The sequence below is a fragment of the Candidatus Competibacteraceae bacterium genome, assembly GCA_016713505.1.
GTDB lineage: Bacteria > Pseudomonadota > Gammaproteobacteria > Competibacterales > Competibacteraceae > Competibacter_A.
Genome location: JADJPA010000001.1, coordinates 1,997,501 through 2,015,129 on the forward strand (window position 1 = coordinate 1,997,501; position 17,629 = coordinate 2,015,129).

Annotated in this window: 16 protein-coding genes and 1 pseudogene; 4 read left to right on the forward strand and 13 right to left on the reverse strand. The window is 61.6% G+C overall.

The genetic code is table 11. The annotated features are described in order from the left end of the window. Window positions 1–95 precede the first annotated feature (95 nt). The 3 genes from IPK09_09030 to IPK09_09040 all read right to left on the reverse strand — a co-directional run bounded on the left by IPK09_09030 (window position 96) and on the right by IPK09_09040 (window position 3,123). Window positions 96–1,298, reverse strand: a complete 1,203-nt coding sequence (locus IPK09_09030; protein MBK7983755.1) for a tyrosine--tRNA ligase — start codon at window positions 1,296–1,298, stop codon at window positions 96–98. 186 nt (window positions 1,299–1,484) lie between these two features. Beyond that, complete coding sequence (erpA, locus tag IPK09_09035) at window positions 1,485–1,847, reverse strand: iron-sulfur cluster insertion protein ErpA (GenBank protein MBK7983756.1); 363 nt, start codon at window positions 1,845–1,847, stop codon at window positions 1,485–1,487. A 244-nt stretch (window positions 1,848–2,091) separates the two neighbouring features. Beyond that, entirely contained in the window at window positions 2,092–3,123 is a 1,032-nt protein-coding gene (locus IPK09_09040; protein MBK7983757.1) for an N-acetyl-gamma-glutamyl-phosphate reductase, read from the reverse strand. Between the two features lie 256 nt (window positions 3,124–3,379). Here IPK09_09040 and IPK09_09045 point away from each other — a divergent pair, with 256 nt between their 5' ends. Further along, entirely contained in the window at window positions 3,380–3,805 is a 426-nt protein-coding gene (locus IPK09_09045; protein MBK7983758.1) for a TlpA family protein disulfide reductase, read from the forward strand. 54 nt (window positions 3,806–3,859) lie between these two features. On the opposite strand, the gene IPK09_09050 is transcribed toward IPK09_09045, so the two are convergent. The 6 genes and pseudogenes from IPK09_09050 to IPK09_09075 form a co-directional block, all read right to left on the reverse strand. After that, window positions 3,860–5,050 (reverse strand): glycoside hydrolase family 57, encoded by a 1,191-nt coding sequence (locus IPK09_09050; GenBank protein ID MBK7983759.1) that lies wholly within the window; start codon window positions 5,048–5,050, stop codon window positions 3,860–3,862. A 114-nt stretch (window positions 5,051–5,164) separates the two neighbouring features. Then, window positions 5,165–6,628 (reverse strand): glycosyl hydrolase family 57, encoded by a 1,464-nt coding sequence (locus IPK09_09055; GenBank protein ID MBK7983760.1) that lies wholly within the window; start codon window positions 6,626–6,628, stop codon window positions 5,165–5,167. 127 nt (window positions 6,629–6,755) lie between these two features. Beyond that, a pseudogene (gene glgA, locus IPK09_09060) lies at window positions 6,756–8,227 on the reverse strand (glycogen synthase GlgA). An 84-nt stretch (window positions 8,228–8,311) separates the two neighbouring features. Then, the gene (locus IPK09_09065; GenBank protein MBK7983761.1) at window positions 8,312–9,592 is read right to left on the reverse strand and encodes an alpha-amylase; all 1,281 of its coding nucleotides are present in this window, start codon (window positions 9,590–9,592) and stop codon (window positions 8,312–8,314) included. A gap of 179 nt (window positions 9,593–9,771) precedes the next feature. Then, on the reverse strand, window positions 9,772–10,236 hold the full coding sequence (bfr, locus tag IPK09_09070) for a bacterioferritin (GenBank protein MBK7983762.1): 465 nt from the start codon (window positions 10,234–10,236) through the stop codon (window positions 9,772–9,774). Window positions 10,237–10,257: 21 nt separating this feature from the next. Beyond that, window positions 10,258–10,563 carry a (2Fe-2S)-binding protein gene (locus IPK09_09075; GenBank protein MBK7983763.1) on the reverse strand — a complete coding sequence of 102 codons (306 nt, stop codon included), beginning with the start codon at window positions 10,561–10,563 and terminating at the stop codon, window positions 10,258–10,260. A 260-nt stretch (window positions 10,564–10,823) separates the two neighbouring features. Here IPK09_09075 and IPK09_09080 point away from each other — a divergent pair, with 260 nt between their 5' ends. The 3 genes from IPK09_09080 to IPK09_09090 are packed head-to-tail and all read left to right on the forward strand — an operon-like array spanning window position 10,824 to window position 13,150. Continuing rightward, complete coding sequence (locus tag IPK09_09080; protein ID MBK7983764.1) at window positions 10,824–11,555, forward strand: glycosyltransferase family 2 protein; 732 nt, start codon at window positions 10,824–10,826, stop codon at window positions 11,553–11,555. 9 nt (window positions 11,556–11,564) lie between these two features. Next, window positions 11,565–11,984, forward strand: coding sequence for a DUF2304 domain-containing protein (locus IPK09_09085; protein MBK7983765.1), 420 nt, complete (start codon window positions 11,565–11,567; stop codon window positions 11,982–11,984). Beyond that, window positions 11,984–13,150 (forward strand): glycosyltransferase, encoded by a 1,167-nt coding sequence (locus IPK09_09090; GenBank protein MBK7983766.1) that lies wholly within the window; start codon window positions 11,984–11,986, stop codon window positions 13,148–13,150. The genes IPK09_09085 and IPK09_09090 overlap by 1 nt, the downstream gene beginning before the upstream one ends. Here IPK09_09090 and IPK09_09095 read toward each other — a convergent pair. From IPK09_09095 to IPK09_09110, 4 genes are read right to left on the reverse strand one after another with little or no spacing between them, the layout of a single operon-like run. Beyond that, window positions 13,121–14,611 (reverse strand): hypothetical protein, encoded by a 1,491-nt coding sequence (locus IPK09_09095; GenBank protein MBK7983767.1) that lies wholly within the window; start codon window positions 14,609–14,611, stop codon window positions 13,121–13,123. The genes IPK09_09090 and IPK09_09095 overlap by 30 nt on opposite strands. Before the next feature lie 6 nt (window positions 14,612–14,617). Beyond that, window positions 14,618–15,817 (reverse strand): hypothetical protein, encoded by a 1,200-nt coding sequence (locus IPK09_09100; GenBank protein ID MBK7983768.1) that lies wholly within the window; start codon window positions 15,815–15,817, stop codon window positions 14,618–14,620. Further along, window positions 15,814–16,833, reverse strand: coding sequence for an NAD-dependent epimerase/dehydratase family protein (locus IPK09_09105; GenBank protein ID MBK7983769.1), 1,020 nt, complete (start codon window positions 16,831–16,833; stop codon window positions 15,814–15,816). The genes IPK09_09100 and IPK09_09105 overlap by 4 nt, the downstream gene beginning before the upstream one ends. Next, window positions 16,818–17,597 carry a glycosyltransferase gene (locus tag IPK09_09110; GenBank protein ID MBK7983770.1) on the reverse strand — a complete coding sequence of 260 codons (780 nt, stop codon included), beginning with the start codon at window positions 17,595–17,597 and terminating at the stop codon, window positions 16,818–16,820. Before IPK09_09110 ends, IPK09_09105 begins: the two co-directional genes overlap by 16 nt. Window positions 17,598–17,629: the final 32 nt, after the last annotated feature.

Below are 17,629 nucleotides of genomic sequence, written 5' to 3' on the forward strand. Positions count from 1 at the left end.
CTCGATCGCCTCAGCCAGTCGACCTTGGGAAGCGCGCATTATAGAGCCGGAAATCTTTCTGTCAACGTTTGTTCATGAAAAAGCAATCATGCTCCTCACAGTACCACCACCCGCGCGATTCGCCGCTTGCCGACTTGATAGACATGGCGACTTCCGGCCGCCAGTTCGAGGGCTCGACTGCCGACGCGCTCGCCATCGATCCGCACCGCGCCCTGCTGGATCAGCCGTAGCGCTTCCGAGGTGCTATCGGTCAGGCCCGCTTCCTTGAGCAGATTGGCGATCGGCAGCCGACCATTGCGGGATCGCACCTGTAATTCGGTCAAATCTTCGGGCAAGGCGCCTTTTTGAAACCGTTCGATAAAAGCGGCCAGCGCAGCTTGGCCTGCCTCGACGCCGTGAAACCGCGCCACCAACTCCTCGGCCAATTTGAATTTGACATCCCGCGGATTCAGCCCCTCGTCGATCACCTGGCGCCGCCAGTCCGCGATCTCGCGAGTGGGGCGGAAGCTCAGTAACTCAAAGTAACGCCACATCAACTCATCGGATACGGACATCAATTTTCCGAACATCTCGTTGGGTTCATCGCGGATACCCACATAGTTTCCTAACGATTTCGACATCTTCTGCACGCCGTCCAAGCCTTCCAGGATCGGCACGGTCAGGACGATCTGCGGTGGTTGACCGTAGTGTTTTTGCAATTCGCGACCGACCAACAAATTGAACTTTTGATCGGTGCCGCCCAGTTCCACATCCGCCCGCATGGCGACCGAATCGTAACCTTGCACCAATGGATACAAAAACTCATGGATCGCGATAGGCTGACCGCTGGCGTAGCGCTTGCCGAAGTCATCTCGCTCCAGCATCCGCGCGACCGTGTGCTTGGCCGCCAAGTGGATAAAATCGGCTGGGGTCATTTGATTGAACCAGCTTGAATTGAACAATATTTCAGTCTTTTCCGGGTCAAGAATCTTGAAGACCTGCTCCTGATACGTCTTGGCGTTAGTAAAAATCTCTTCATGAGTCAGCGGCTTGCGAGTGATATTTTTCCCGGTCGGATCGCCGATCATGCCGGTGAAATCGCCGATCAGGAACATGACATGATGGCCGAGCTCCTGAAATTGCCGCATCTTGTTGATCAGTACGGTATGACCGAGGTGCAAGTCGGGAGCGGTCGGATCGAAGCCGGTCTTGACCCGCAACGGCCGGCCAGATTTAAGACGGTCCACCAATTCGTTTTCCAGCAGCAGATCAACCGCGCCACGTTTGATCAATTCAAGCGATTCTTGCAGCGAGTGCATGGGTAGTCCTCAAAAAATGGGGGAGATTTTAGCAAACCACGCTCGACTCGCTACGCTTTCAAGCAAGCTCGCCAAGGGGTGAACAAGCTCCCGGCGTTGGCCTGCATCAGCGCGAAAGGTCTACAGGTTTTGGAGGCCGAAAAAGAAACCGGGCGAGGCTCGCACCCCGCCCGGCGAGAACGATGTTCAGGCGGAGAAAGACGAGCCGCAGCCGCAGGTGGTGACGGCGTTGGGATTGCGGATGACGAACTGGGCGCCTTCGAGACCTTCGGTGTAGTCGATTTCGGCGCCGACCAGATATTGAAAACTCATGGGATCGATCAGCAGCTTTACGCCTTGATTTTCTACGATGGTGTCGCCGTCGCCCAAGGCTTCATCGAAGGTAAATCCGTACTGGAACCCGGAACAGCCGCCGCCGGAGATGAACACTCGCAACATCAGATTGGGATTCTGCTCCTCTTCCAACAAATCCTTGACCTTCAACGCGGCGGCGTCGGTGAACAACAGCGGACTCTCGGCGGGGGTAAACGTTTCGGCGATGGCGCTCATGGCTCTATCCTCTTGAAAAAAACCATTGAATTGTCTGATTCTTGACCTTGCGGGTCAAGAATAGTTTGGGCGATCTCCAGGTTCGCACGAGCCTCTGGTCAGCGCTGCCTCTAGCAAAAGTTCATCACCCACCCCGCGGTCGGGCCGGGCTTGTAGTCGAGCTGTTGCTACCCGCACCGCACGCTTTGGTTCTTTCGGCGGGCCATGCGCTCAGGTCAATGCCTCCACACAGATCGGAGAGACTTCAGGGCAGCAAGGCGATTCCTTCCAATCCGGTGGCTTCCGGCAAGCCGAACATCAAATTCATGTTCTGCACGGCCTGACCCGCCGCGCCCTTGACCAGATTGTCGATCACCGACAGTACCACCACCGTTTTGCCGTTTTGGGGCCGATGCACCGCCAGCCGGCACTGGTTCGCCCCGCGCACGCTACGGGTCTCTGGGTGCGATTTGGGCGGCAAGACATCCACGAAAGGCTCAGCGCCATAGCGCCGTTCGAACAGCGCTTGCAAGTCCGCTTCGGGAGCGGTCAGCGTGGCGTAGAGCGTGGCGTGAATGCCGCGAATCATCGGGGTCAGATGCGGCACGAACACCAGTTCCACCGGTCCGCCCGCCACCGCCATCAACCCTTGGCGAATCTCCGGCCAATGCCGGTGTCCAGACACGTTGTAGGCTTTGAAATTATCGCCCGCCTCACACAATAAAATCCCGACCTCAGCCTTGCGGCCAGCGCCGCTCACCCCGGATTTAGCATCGGCGATCAACGACTTGGGGTCGATGATGCCCGCCTCCAACAACGGCAGAAAGCCGAGTTGCACCGCCGTCGGATAGCAGCCGGGATTGGCCACCAGCCGCGCCTTGCGGATGGCCTCGCGATTGACTTCGGGCAGACCGTAGACCGCCTCAGCCAGCAATTCCGGGCAGGCGTGCGGCATTCCGTACCACCGTTCCCAATCCGCCGCCTGGCGAAACCGGAAATCGGCAGCCAGATCGATGATTTTCACGCCCTTCTCCAGCAACGCTGGCACACTGTTCATGGCGGTGCCGTTGGGGGTGGCGAAAAACACCACATCGCAGCCTTGCAACACGGCGTCGTCCGGCTCGACAAACGCCAGTTTCACCCGGCCGCGCAAATTGGGAAACAGGTCGCTGACGTTGGCGCCCTTCTCGCCCCGCGAGGTGATGACCGCCAGCTCCACTCGCGGATGCGCGGCCAACAACCGCAACAATTCAACGCCGGTATAGCCCGTTCCACCGACGATGCCCACTTTGATCATGTCTGTCATCCGCTTGCGCTCGGTCGCTGAAAAGCGCTCATGATACGGCCTTCATCCGCCCGCGCAAACCGAGCTGTTCTGGCATAATCACGTCTGCCAAGCGACTTTCGGCGCTTGCGGCGGTCTGAGGTTGACAGACCGTCGCTACGCCACCCACTCTGATTCGCAAGAGGCCCACGCCGTGAAACCGAACAAAGAAACCGTCATCGCCGGCATCGCGCTGGCCGTCGTTCTGATTTCCGCCGCGGTGTGGTTCATGCCGGCGGGCTTGCGCGAAGCGCCCCCGCTGGTCGGCCAAACTCTCGACGGCCGCACGTTGACGCTGGAGCAATTTCGCGGCAAACCGGTGCTGGTCACCTTTTGGGCGACCACCTGCCCGTCCTGCGTCGAGGAGATGCCCCATTTGATCGATTTGTATCGGGAAATGAATCCGAAGGGACTGGAGATCATCGGGGTGGCGATGGCTTACGATCCACCGGAACAGGTACGGGCGATGGCCAAGCAACGGCAAATCCCCTACCCCATCGTCTTGGACTCGCAAGAACGCATCGCCCGCGAATTCGACAACGTGCGGCTGACCCCGACCACGGTGCTGATTTCGCCGCAAGGGCGGATCGCCCATTACCGGCTCGGCCTGCTGGATATGCCCAAGCTGCGCGAGACCCTCCAGGAAATGCTCTGAAACGGCGAACCCGACCCTCCAAGACAGCAGCCTCGCCGCTCGAATTTTTCCGGATCACGTATAGTGGGAGTTGGCTCGCTCCAGATATTCGCACGCCTGGTCGAGGTCGGCGTGACAGCGCATGACCCAGGCGTCGCCCCAAAAGAAATTGCAACTGGTTTCCGCCCGTAAAACCCGCCAGTGCGCTTCTTCCAACAGCTTCGGCAGCTCCGGATGGCGCGAGCCGAGATGGGCGGCGTTGCTCAGCGCCGCCTGTACGGCCTGGCTGACCTCATCCACCCGAGTCAAGGCATCCTGCTGCGCCGGCGTGCCGGCCCACTGCATGAAATCGCCTCCCTCGCGCCAGTCGGTGTTCCAGGCACCCGGCCCGACCGTCACCTCGCCCCCGACTCCAAACCGGTCCAGATAGTCCTTGACGAAAACCGGCTGGATGGCGCGCTGATCGCTGCGCGCTCTTTCCAGCAACGGCTTATAGAAAACGTCCCAAAAACTGCCGCCGGGCGTGAGGGTTCGAAACCAAGTGCTGTTTTCCCCGTCCGTGCACGTAGTCACCAAAGGCGGAAAATCACAGTTTTTGGTCCGCGCCCGGACTTCCCGCTCGAACCACGCCGGCTCCATGCCCGCTTCTTGCGCCTTCGATAGCTCGCGATCGCGCACGATCACGGTGATCTCTTCGCCGCCAAAGCGGGCAACGTGCGGCCGATAACATAATTCTTCCCAGCGCATGGCCCCGCCCACCGAGCGCACATGTTCGCTATCGACCAGCACAAAGCGATAGCCAAACCGCCGCAGCAAGGGGATCAACTCCATGCAAAATCCCATTTCCGGCGGCCAAAACCCTTGAAAATCGTCGTGAAAAAACCAGCGACGGCCCATCCCGCGCCACCGTTCCACGTGGGCTTCCCAATCGGCTGGAGGGATAAGCGGCATGATCGGATGGTAGTAAGCGGTACCGAGCATGGTGATGGCCCGGTTGTTTTGTAACTGCCAGAGCAGCGCTCCGCAATCGACGGTTCCGTAAGCTCGGCTCTGGAAGTCCGAATGGGTCAAGGTCTCCATTAAGGTTCCTGACAGCGCCAGATGCAGCCTGCCAACATCCTGGTAATCAGCCAGCGAACGGGGAATGCGATCCATCGCCAGCAGGATTTCCTTAGCCTCCCCTTCCTTATGCACCAACAGGTGTTCGAGATTGCCATGAGGTTGGTGCAGGTTCAGCACCAGCGCGTGATAAAGCGTATCCGTCATATTCGGCCTCCTCCGGTGATGGGCGGACCCTAGCGAGCGGAAGGCCAACCGCCGACCGCCGCCCTGTTTTTTATAATGATGAATTGGAACTGACCCGGCTGAGGAACGCCAACTTCAGAAATCGGCGTCGGCGATGGCGCTGGCCCGCCGGCAGATTTCCCGGCCGTACTCGGTCCACAAACCTTGCCCCCAATACCGGTAGCAACTGGTTTGCGAACACATCAGATGGTAGAGCGCATTGCGAAAACGTGGATCGCTGGGGGACACGCCCGGCTTCAGCACTTTTTCATAGAACTGGGAGCTGGCTTTTTCCATCGGACCGAGCACGTTGTCGTAACCGCGCACCCAGGAAATGTCGTTGGTCCAGCTGCCGCCCTCCATATGAAAGCGCCCGTCCTCTTGCTTCAGTTCGGCGATGACCGCTTCCAGCTTTTCCGGCCCGCCGCCCGGTTGGAAGCGATCCCAGATCCGTTTCTGAAATAACGGTTGGAGCGCGGGCAGATCGCTTTCCTGGATGCCCGAGGCGAAGAGGTGCTCCAGATACTCGGTGGCGTTCATGAACGGCGTATCGGAGCCGGAGGCTTCGCGAATCGAATCCATGAACTTGCCGGGAAACTCATTCATCATCACCCCGCCGTTCTCGCCGTCGGCGATTTGCGTCACCAACGGCGGCACCGACTTCCCGGCCAGATCCCAGCGGGACAAGCTCTTGGCTTCGTAGTAGGGCTGCATTTGGGCCACCAGCTTGGTATCGCTCCCCTGAGTCTTGATGATGGCGATGATGCTGACCGACTCACCGCTGGAGTTGGTACAGACCAACCGATGCGGTAGATGCTTCTTTTCGGGGCCCCAACCGTTCTCAGGGCGTTCCACGGTATGCTCCTGCACCAACACCCATTGGAAGCCGCAATCCACCAGCGTCTTGATGTATTGGTAAGCGGTGTCGGGATGGTTGGGCAGCGCCATTTCCGAGGGCGAGAAACCGCGTACCCGCGCCAGCGCTTCCAATCCGAAAATACCGGCAAAATGATGTTGCCAGGCTTTGACGTGCAGCCGGAAATCCTGCGCCGGGGTGGACGGCGCCACCGCGTGGCCCCACGGGCAACCCAACCACTCCACCGCCCGCCGGTAGTCGGGGTTGCAGGTCGCGTTCTTGAGGGCGTCGAACACATCGTGCAAACCCATGGCGCGCAGGCCGTGAAACAGGGTTCCCGAATACTCCAGCATCACCCGCGGCTCCTGGCCCTCGTGGATCAATTGCGGGATGAACTCACCCATCCGCTTGTAGCACCAGTGGAAAACCGGCGCGTTGTGATTGTCGCCGATGCCCTGATTCTCCATCATGTACTGGAGATTGCTGATGATGGACGCCGTGGCCAAATCACCGCCGCCGGCCGGAATCAAGGGCTGATGCATGTGCAAGGCGATGGCGCTGGCCGCGCGGATCCGGCCGAAATCGATCCGGCTCTCCGGCAGGAAAACCGGCTGGGCGCGGCTGGCGCGCAACGTTTCTTCCACGAGGTGTTCCGAACCACAAACGTTCGGCAAGCCATCGACATATTCCGGAAGCGAGCTCATGCGTGACATTCTCCTGGAGGGTTGTGCGCGGCCTTGACAAACCCGTTGGCTCCGGGCCGCGAAAAAATAGCGCCGGCGGTTCGAAGCAGCGCCGGGACCGATTCAAGATCAAGCGTCCGTCCGCCGGCTACTTGCAGCGGATGTGCTCGTAAATATTCAGGTAATCCTGGCCGGGCCGGTACCACGAGTAGTCGCAATTCATACCGTGAACCATCAACTGGCGGAAGTCGTCGGGGTAGTGATGCCACAACGCGATGGCGCGATGGATGGCCGATTCGATACCGGCATGGTCGGCGTTATAAAACACGAAACCGTTGCGTTCTTCCCACGGCTTGCCGTCATAGTCCTTGTCGAACACCGTATCCTTCAAACCGCCGATCAAGCGCACGATCGGCACCGTCCCGTACTTGAGCGAGATCATCTGGGTGAGGCCGCAAGGCTCGAACAGGCTGGGCATGACCACCAGGTCCGCGCCGGCGTAGATCAGGTGGGATAGCTCTTCGTCGAAGCCCAGCTCCAGGTGACAATCCGGGCTGTCGTTCAGATGCCGCTTGAGGTTCCAGAATTGCTGGTTGATGTGCGGGTCCGGGCTGGAGCCGAGCAATACGAACTGCGCGTTGTTGCGCAATGCGTAGAACAGGGCATGGTGGATCAAATGGACGCCCTTTTGGCTGTCGAGCCGCCCGACGTAGGCGATGATCGGTTTGAAATCCTTGCGCAACCACAACCGATCGCGCAGGGCGTCTTTATTGGCGTACTTCTGATCCAGGGTGTCAGGCCGTAGCGGGCGGGAATGTGCGAATCGACTTCCGGATTCCAGACATCATAATCGATGCCGTTCAGCACGCCGCCGAACTTATCGCGATGCACTTCCAAGGTATGATTGAGCCCGCTGCCCTGATCGGTATGACGGGCCTCATCGGCATGGGTCGGCGATACGGTGGTGACGAAATTGGAATAGACGATACCGCCCTTCATCAAGTTGACCGCGCCGTGATTGAAGTTGTCCCGCAGGCGGTCGAAATTGAAATACTGCGCGATGTTGGTCAGGCCGGTGGCCCACAGCACGTATTCGCCGGTCAACCCCTGATGCTTGAAGTTGTGAATGGTGTAGCAGACCCGTTGCCGATGTAGGCCGGCATGGACGTACTGTTCGTAGAGCAGCACGGGCACCAATCCGGTCTGCCAGTCGTGACAGTGGATGATATCCGGCCGGCGATTGTCCTTGAGCAGGAATTCCAGGGCGGCCTTGCTGAAGAAAGCGAACCGGCTGACATCGTCCGAAAAGCCGTAATAATGGCCGCGGTTGAAGAAGTTATCCTGCGAGTGAGGCTCGATGAAAAAACACTTGCGGCCGTGCACGAACCCGAACCAGACCGAGCAATGGACGGCGCTGTTGTACCAAGGCACCCAAAGATCGGGCATGCTGATCTGGAGCCCCCAAATATGGTCGTAACGCATGCAATCGTATTTCGGCAAGATGATGTGGACTTCGTTGCCGCGGATTTCTAGCTCCCGGCTCAATCCGAACACGACATCGCCCAACCCGCCGACTTTGGCCACCGGGGCGCATTCGGGAGCAATCTGCACAATGTACATAAACAGCCATCCTTAAATTTCAAATTCCGGACCGGGCGGTTTCGGGACACCTCAAGCCCAAGGCGCAAACCGCGGCCGGCCGACCTAACGGGGAATATGGTCGCGACTGGTCACCAGCACGAACGCCTGGCCGGGCCGCAGATCGTAGGAAAACGGTCGCGGGATATACTCCAGGGGATATTCGGGCGACACGTCCACGAGCGGGGCGCCCGCCTGAATGTAGGCGCCCAGGTTTTCGGCATGGAAGTATTGGTGGTTCCAAGGATCCTTGTTCAGAATGAGCAACGCTTCCTCATGGGTCCGGGCGGAGGCTTTCCACAGGATCAGAATATTGGGGTTCTGATGCGACAGCACGCTGGTCGGGCACTCTTCCTGAAAGATCGGATACCGGCGTTTGACGGCGTTGACGCCGGCGATGAAGTCGCACAGATCGACATTCGGCTGCTCCCACTGGTCTGGCCGGGTCTCGACCACGTGCAGGCGGCGCCGGAAGCCGTATTCGAAACCCATCGGAATCATCACGCCGGCCGAGAAGAACGCGGAAAACAGATAGCGTTGCTTGATCGCCGCGATGTTGCCGTTGACTTCTTGAAACAACCGGTCGGTATCGTGACTTTCGGGGAAACTGATGGACGGGGCGATTTCGCGCACCAATTGATACTGCTCCATCAACCAAACCCCATGGAAATCCCACCATTTGGAACTGTTGAACACATAATCGAATCCGGCCTGGGCGGTCTGTTTGGTCTGATCGGCGGTGCAGCCCAGCGTTTCGGCCGTGAATACCGTGTTCGGGTATTTTTGCCGGATGTCGCGAATCAGGCGGCTCCACAGGGAGCCCGGAAGCTGATAGGCGGCGTCGCAGCGGAACCCCTTGAAGCCCAACCCCAGCAAGTATTCGACGATCTTGTAAAAATAGCGGTAGAGTCCCTCGGGGTCGGAGGTGTGCTGATGGTTGAAACGCACCAAGTCGCCCCAAACCACTTTGTGGCCGTTCTCTTCGCAAAAGGGATGGGCGAGTTCGCCGTTTTCCTGGACGAACCATTCTCGGTGCTGGCGCGTCAAATCGGAGTCGAAAGCACAGTGGTTGATGACCAAATCCACCATCGCCTTCAGGCCGAGCTGGTCCGCCGCCGCCAACGCCGCCTGGAGCTGCTGCTCGCCAGTTTGCTTGGAGGCCGGATCCACCAATAGCGGATTGATTTGAAAATAATCGGCGATGGAGTACAGGCTACCCGAACTGCCTGGCTTTTGAACCGGATTGACGAATATCCAGTCGAAGCCCATCTTGGCGGCGCGTTCCAAATGGGGTTTCCACGACCCGCAGGGACCGGCCAATAACGGGAACAGGTTATAGATCAGCATGGCGACTCCCTTGAGTTTTTCATTCTGTAGCCGAGGCGCGCCGTGGCGCACATCGCTAAAGCCGCGCCCGGCGAGGCGCGGCCACTATAAATTATTTGTGGAATCCTAACATGAAACCGCCGGCGACTGGAGCTACAGCGCGTGGTAAACGGCTGCGAAAAAGACGGCGGCTCAATATCCTAGACTTGCGATTGTAAGTAGTTGGGCAGGCCGAGGCGTTCGATCAAGGCCAGTTGCATTTCCAACCAACCGATGTGCCCTTCCTCGCTGGCGAGGATGGCGGCCAGCAGATCGCGGGTCACATAATCGCCGCAGCCCTCGCAATAGGCGATGGCTTCCCGATACAGCGGATGGGCGATGCGTTCGAGCCCGAGATCGCCGCGCAACATCTCCTCGACATCTTGGCCGATCATCAGTTTTCCAAGATCCTGCAAATTGGGCAATCCTTCCAGTTGCAGGATACGCTGCACCAGCCGGTCGGCGTGTTTCATCTCATCGATGGATTCGTCGTATTCGTGCCGGCCGAGCTTGGCGAACCCGTAGCTTTCCAGCATTCTGGCGTGAAGGAAGTATTGATTGACAGCGGCCAATTCGTTCTTGAGCGCTTTATTCAGGTATTCGATAACCTTGACATCACCTTTCATCGAGCCGGTCTCCCGCGAAGATTACAAATCGATGGCGAACCAAGCGGTCTGCTGGGAAGCCGGTTGCGCGGCGGCCGGCGCGGGCGCGAGGTCCGCGCCGGGAGGCGCTGCGCCGGCTTGCGCGGCGGCGGGTGGCGCCGCCGCCGCCATGTCCCGCGGCGGCGCGGCCAGGCACGCGTCGAGCGCCTCTCGAACGCTATCGATGCACTTGCCGCATTCGATGCCGATACCGAATCGAACACTTAAATCGCCCATGGTGCGAACGCCCTGTTCGACCGCTTGCCGGATTTGTCGGTCGGTGACCGCCTTACAGATACAGAGGTACACGCTCGAACTCCTCGTTCGTCAATGGCGGTTTCGAGAGGGTCCGCTGGATTTACTTGCGGATATCTCTTGCCACGAGCCGGATGAAATCAGACACTGAAAGCGCCTGCGGTCGCAATCTCACTTGCTAAAAGTAGAGCAAAACGGTGGGAATTTACCAGCCCGATCTAAACCGAACCCGCAAAACCGCAGCGGACGCGACTACTATGTTGAATACCGCGAAGAAAGCATACGGCCTTCCGGAATTGCCGGACAGTTTCGCCATGCCTGATGAATGGGCCGTTCCAAACATTCCGCTCGACCGCCCGATCGCGCTCGTGCCCGCTCACAACGAGGAAGCCACCATCGGCTTCATCGTCGCGCGGATCCGGCGGCGTTTTCAGTATCCGGTGGTGGTCATCGACGATTGCAGCAGCGACGCCACCGCGACAATCGCCCGCGCGGCCGGCGCCACCGTCCTGCCGCTGACGCTCCAGCTCGGCGCGTGGGGCGCGATTCAAACCGGCCTGCGCTATGCCTTGCGCCACGGCTACCGGACCGCCATCACCCTCGATGCCGACGGCCAGCACGAGCCCGAGTGCATCAGCGAGCTGGTGGAACCGCTGGCCGACCGGCGAGCCGATGTCGTGATCGGCGCTTTTCCCGAGCGCGCCAGCCGCGCCCGCCGCATTGCCTGGTCGTATTTTCGCTGGCTCACGGGCTTGAAACTGGAAGATATCACCTCCGGTTTTCGCGCTTACAACCACACCGCGATGACCGTGCTCGCCGCCCCGGAAGCCAGCTTGCTCGACTACCAGGACGTCGGCGTGCTGTTGATCCTGCGCCGCAAGGGATTGCGCACCGTCGAGGTTCCGGTATCGATGCAACCGCGCGCCCAAGGCGCGTCGCGGGTGTTCCGCTCCTGGTGGATCGTGGGAAAATACATGCTTCAGACCAGCGTGCTCTGCCTCGCGCGGGTCGGCGGCCGAGCTGTTTCGACCGCCTCCGACGACTGAGATGCCTGCATGATTACATACAAAATCACCTCGACGGTGATCGGGATCAGTTTTGCCCTCATCATCCTGTTTCTGGTGCGCCGCGACCGCCTGCACGGACCTTATGCGATCTGGTGGATCGGAGCCGCCGCGACGGTCGGAATCCTGGGCTATTTCCCGCAGCTGTTCGATTACCTGGCCGTCTACCTGGGTATCAGCTACCCGCCGGTGCTGGCCATCATCCTGGGGCTTGGGATGCTGCTGGTCAAGATCCTGACCATGGACTTGGAGCGCTCCCGGCAGGAACGCTTGATCCGTCGCTTGACGCAACGGCTCGCGATGTTCGAGGCGCACGGGCCTATTCCCGACGCCAAGGAATTGGAGCCACCGGAAATCGGAGCGATCCCGCACTCCGACGAGCATCGGTCGGGCGCCCTCAAAAAATTGTGATGCGCGTCCTGCATATCGGCAAATACTATCCGCCGTTCGCCGGCGGCATCGAGCATTTTCTGGCCGATCTGTTACCCGCGTTGCAGCGTCGGGGCATCGCTGGCGCGGCGGTGGTGCACGACGAACAGCGCGGCCGCCAGGGGCGGTATCCCGGCCCCGCCGATGACCCGGCGATCTATCGCGCGCCCTGCCACGGCCAGTTGCTCTACGCGCCGGTCAGCCCCACATTTCCAGCGTGGCTACAACGGGCGATCCGCGAGTTTCGGCCCGACTTGCTCCACCTGCACCTGCCGAACACCTCGGCGTTCTGGGCGATGCTCGTCCCCAGCGCCCGAAAAATCCCGTGGATCGTGCACTGGCACGCCGACGTGGTGGCCTCGCTCATCGACCGCCGGTTGGCGCTGGCCTACCGTCTGTATCGGCCGTTGGAACAACGGCTGCTGGCCGCCAGCAAGGCGATCATCGCCACCTCGGCACCGTATCTGGAGGCCAGCGCCGCTTTGAAACCGTGGCGCGAGCGTTGCCACGTCATTCCGCTCGGCCTCGACGCCAGCCGCTTTCCCGATCCTGAGGCCGGGGCAGTGGCGCGAGCGGCAACCCTATGGGGTGCTGGCACCTCTTTTCGGGTGCTGGCCATCGGTCGGTTGACCTATTACAAGGGTCACGACGTGTTGATCCGGGCTGCCGCCGAATTGCCGGACAGCCGCATTCTGATCGTGGGAAGCGGCGATCAGCGGGAGCGGTTGGCGGCACTGATCGAGTCGTTGCAACTGCGCGAGCGGGTACTGTTGCCCGGCTTCCAGCCGCAGGCCGAGCTGTATGCGCTGTTGGCCAGTTGCGATGTGCTGTGCCTGCCGTCGCTGGAACGGACCGAAGCCTTCGGCATGGTGCTGCTGGAAGCGATGCGCTTCGGCAAGGCGGTGGTGGTCGGCGATATTCCCGGTTCCGGTCCCGGTTGGGTGGTGCGACAGGCCGGTCATGGTCTGTTGACGCCGCCGGGCGATGCCGCCGCGCTGGCCGCCGCGCTGCGGGAACTCCAGCACGATCCCGCCCGGCGACAAACGCTCGGCCAATCCGGCGCGACCGCCCTGCGGCAACGATTCGGCAGCGATCAGGTCGCGCTCGCTGTCGCCGATTTATACCGACAGGTGCTCGCCGCCGCTTGAGCGGTCGAGCGCCGGTGAGGGTTTTATCGGCCGCTCCTTCTCACGCGCCGGGCGCGGCGGCACGAAGACCGTCATCACCCAGAACATAAAGGCGGGTACGAACTCCAGGAACACCCGATTGATGCTGGTGTACTCTTCAGCCCAGTACTGAGCGTCCGTAAAGAAGAACAGCACGAACAGGGCCAACAGGCACGAGCCGATGAAGACAGCCATGATCCGCCGCCAGCGCTCCGCCCGCAGGCCGGGAACGGCCGCCACGACCGCCGCCAGCATCAGATACCAGAATAAGTGCCAGCTGCCCAACACGAAGAAATTTTTCAGCACCGGTTCCCAGGTGCCACGATAGCCCAGGTTGAAGCGGCCCAGATAAGGAATCTGGATCAGCCGGGGTCGCAGTTGCAACTCGCCCAACCCCGGCACGCCAAACGCCACGCCGCCGACCGCCCACCAGCCGATTCCCAGCACCGCCACGCTGGCGGCCAGCAGCCGCAACGGCCAGCCGCGCAACCCGACGAGAAGCAGCGCCGGTAAAAACAGCAGCAGCCAGACCGCACCCTCCAGTTTGATCAGCGGACAGGCCACCGCCAACAACACCGCCAGCACGCCTTGCCGGCGGTCACCACTCCACAGCCACTGAAAGAAAGCTATCACGGCCAGACTGAACACCACCGTCATCCACAGATCGGCGTAACCCGCCAGGGCGATGTGGGTATCGAGGATCGGCAACGACAGCAACATGCCGGTGGACACCAGGGCGATCAGGGGCGTCGCGCCCCACCAACGCGCCTGTCCGTAAAAACCGAACCCCAACGCCAGCGCCGCGCCGGACCACGGCAGGTTGGCGACGGTTTCATTCCACGCGCCGAACGTTAGTGTCGGCCACAGCGCCAGCAGCGGCACGGTGTCAGGATAGTTCCACGCTTCGATGGTATAGAGCGCGCCAGTGGCGTCGTTCACCCAGCGTTGCGGATCGACGAACGGCGTCCATTGACGCAACTCGGACCACACCTTCGGCCGGACGGTCCACGTGGTCCAGGCGTCCCAGGGAAACAGCGGTCGCCACCAGATTTCCTGTACCAATCCGGTCAAGCGCCAGCCCAGCCACGCCAGCAGTACGAAGAACAACACCTGCCGCCAAATCGGCTGCCCGAACCATCGATCATTAGGATCTCGAACATCCATCGCGACAGAACCGCCGCCGCGCGACCGCCGCCAAGCCAACCCGCCGCCAGCCAGCGTCAGGAACGCCAAAACCAGCAGCGGTGCGTTCGAGCTCGGCGCGAAGCCCAAAGCGCTTTGCAGCCGCAGCAACAGGCTAACGGCCAGCATTCCCAGCATGTAACCGTAACCCAGCGCCAGCGGCCACATTCCGGGCGGAGCCGCGCGCCAGCCGGCCCGCACCCAAAGCGCGCCCGCCAGCCCCGGCAACATCAAAGCCAAGCCCGTCAACCACCCTTCCATCGCCGTTTAGCCTCCTCGAACCCGAAACAGCGCACCGGACGTAGCCGAGTGCAGCAAATCCACCGGCAATTCTCCGCCTGTCCACTCCAGGATTTGGCGGTTGCGGTCGTAACGCACTCCCGGCAACGGCGACAAGACCAGCACAAAATCGCCTTGACGCGCCACCCCGGCGCTCGGCGGTTGAGAAAATTTCATATAGCCGTTATGCGGCAACAAGTGATAGCGCGCCCGTCCCGACCAGAAATCACCGGGTTCGGCGCTGATGATGAACAGTTTGTTGGCCGGCCGATCGGGAAGCTGGCGCCGCACGTCGAGCAAGAAGCGATACAGCTCGCCATCCAAGCCCGCCAGCAGGCGCTCATCGCCCTGCTTACCGGCGTAGCGGGCCTCGGTGGCCGCCAGCCGCCGGCCCAAATCCCACTGCCAGCGCGCGTCCAGCACCAACCAACCCAAGGCCAACAAGGCCAGATAAGGCCGCCAAGCGCCCCCAGCACGACGCGGCGGGACGAACAGCGCATACAAACCAGCGCTGAATCCGATCCAGAGCGCCACCAGCAACACCGGTGGGAACAAGGCATCCAGCGGCGCGCCAGCGGTGTAATTGATCGAACGCTGGTTCCAGTCCTCGAAAGCGGTCCATTCGTCGAGCGCCAGCCGCGCCAGTTCGGTGACGCCCAGCGGCGGCGGCTGCACGCGCAGGCGGCGGATGACCAGGGGTCGGTCCAGCGACCCTTCCGACACCAGCCCGATCATGTCGATCCGCCCCCGCCAGTGCGGTTCCGCGCTCAAATCCAGGGTGCCGAACTCCGGCCCGGCCGGCGGCAACACCTTCTCCCGCACCGTGCGCGGCTCGGCCACCGTGGTCCAGATCAATTTCAGCTCGCGACCCGGCTGCAAACCGTCCACGCGCCAGAACAGCTGGCGGTATAGCGCCGCTCGCACCAAGCGGGCCGATCCTTGAGCCGATATCACACCCCGCGGCCCCGGCTGGTTGACTTGCAAGCCAGCCTCCGTTGGCGCGCCCTGCCCGCTCGCCAGCTGCAAATCAGCCCCTTTCAGGATGACCGGCGGCGCGACCGACAGCAAACCACCCGCGCGATAGAACAAGATCAAAACCAGCGCGGTCAGCAGGATGCCGCCCGCCGCGGCCAATAAGACGCCGCCGACCGCTCTCACCCACACCGGCGCGAACCCTGCAAGCGTCATTTGAGTGATCCTTGCAATGCGGCTTCTCTACAGTAACGTTCCAGCGTCCAAACGGGACGGTAGCCCAGTTCGGCGCTGAGTCGGGTGGAATCGTAGCAAGCCCAGCCCAGCAGTTTGTCCAGCGCCGTTCGGGCCTTCCGCTCCCGGCGTCCGAGCACCCAGCGCAGCCCATCCATCCCGGCCGCCGCCCCGTACAAGACCCCGGCCGGCACGGTCCAGCGCGCAATGGGACGCCCCAGCGCGCGACGCAGAATGAGCGACAGCTCTCGACCGGAATAGGGCACCCCATCGGTCACGAAATAGGTCTTGCCGGCGGCGGCGGGATTCGCGGCGCAAAGCAACGCCGCTTGCGCCACATCGTCGGCGTGAACCAGCGAGCGGCGGTTGCCGGTATCCGGCAAGGGCGGCAACCAGCCGCGCCGCGCCGTCTCGATCAAGCGCGCCAGATTGGCTTTCATGCCGGGTCCGTAGACCAGCGCCGGCCGCAGATTGACCGCGTGCAGCCCCCGGTCGCGCCCCGCGGCTGTCACTTGCTCCTCGGCGGCGCGCTTGGCTTGCCCGTAAGGCGTATCCGCCGGCGTGTCCCAACTTTCGTCCACGCAATGCGCTCCGGGCTCACCGACCGCTTTGACGCTGCTCAGAAACACGAACCGCGCCACGCCCGCCGCCAGTGCCGCATCGAGCAGACGAAACGTTCCCTCGGCGTTCACCGCCCGATGCCGGGCCGCGAAATCCGGCGTATCCGCTGAGTCGGCATGGGCGAAGCCCGCCGCATGAACGACCGTATCGATGCCGGAACAAGCTCGCCTCAAACTGTCGGTATCCGTCAGATCGCCGGGAACGGTTTCAATACCGTGCCAGTCCGCTGGCAAGTTTCGTTCGGAGCGGATCAAAACGCGCACCCGCGCGCCGCGCGCCCGCAGCAGCACGACCAGCCGGCGGCCGATGAAGCCGGTTCCGCCGGTCACCAGCACCGGACGCTCCCGAAAAAAATCCGCCGCTACCACCACCGCCACCCGTGCTGGCTGAAAAATAAGGTCGCCGACCGCAGGAACAATCCGACGTGCCGCAGACCCTTGCGCGCGGCATGGCCGCCGAGATGGACGATGCGGATTTGCGGCGCGCACGCCAGCCGCGCCACCGCCGCCAGCCGCAAGCTCAAATCGAAATCCTCGAAATACAGGAAATACTCCGGGCGAAATCCGCCGATCCGCTCCAGCGCCTCCCGCCGGCACAGCATGAAGCAGCCGCTGGCGATGGGCGGGTCCCACAACACCTCTTCACCCATTTTGTCGCGCAATTCGTAGCGGTCCAGGCGGGCCTGAAAACGCCGGCGCAGCCAGCCGGGCGCAAAGCCGCGCAGCGCCAAATCCATCACCGTCGGATAATGTTTGCACAAGTATTGGGGCCGACCGTCGCCGCCCCACGCCGCCGGCGCGACCAACCCCGCATCGGAATGGGCGATCAGAAACGCCAGCCCCTCGCTCAGCGCATCCTCTTCCAGCAGGACATCGGGATTGAGGATCAAATGAAAATCCCCCGCTCCCCGCTGCAAGGCCAGATTGTGACCGGTCCCATAACCCACGTTGCCGTGGCCGCTCAGCAGTTCGGAGCCGGCGGCGAACCGCGTCGAATCCAGCAACTTTCGCAGCGGTTCGCGCCAGCCGGCGCCCGGACCGTTGTCCACCACCACCAGCCGCGCCGAATCCAGCAACTGCCGCTGGCGGGCGTGAGCCAGCGCTCGATCGAGCCGTTCCAGCACCTGCGCCAACACCGGCATTTCCGGCGCGTGCGTGATGATGGCAATGGTTA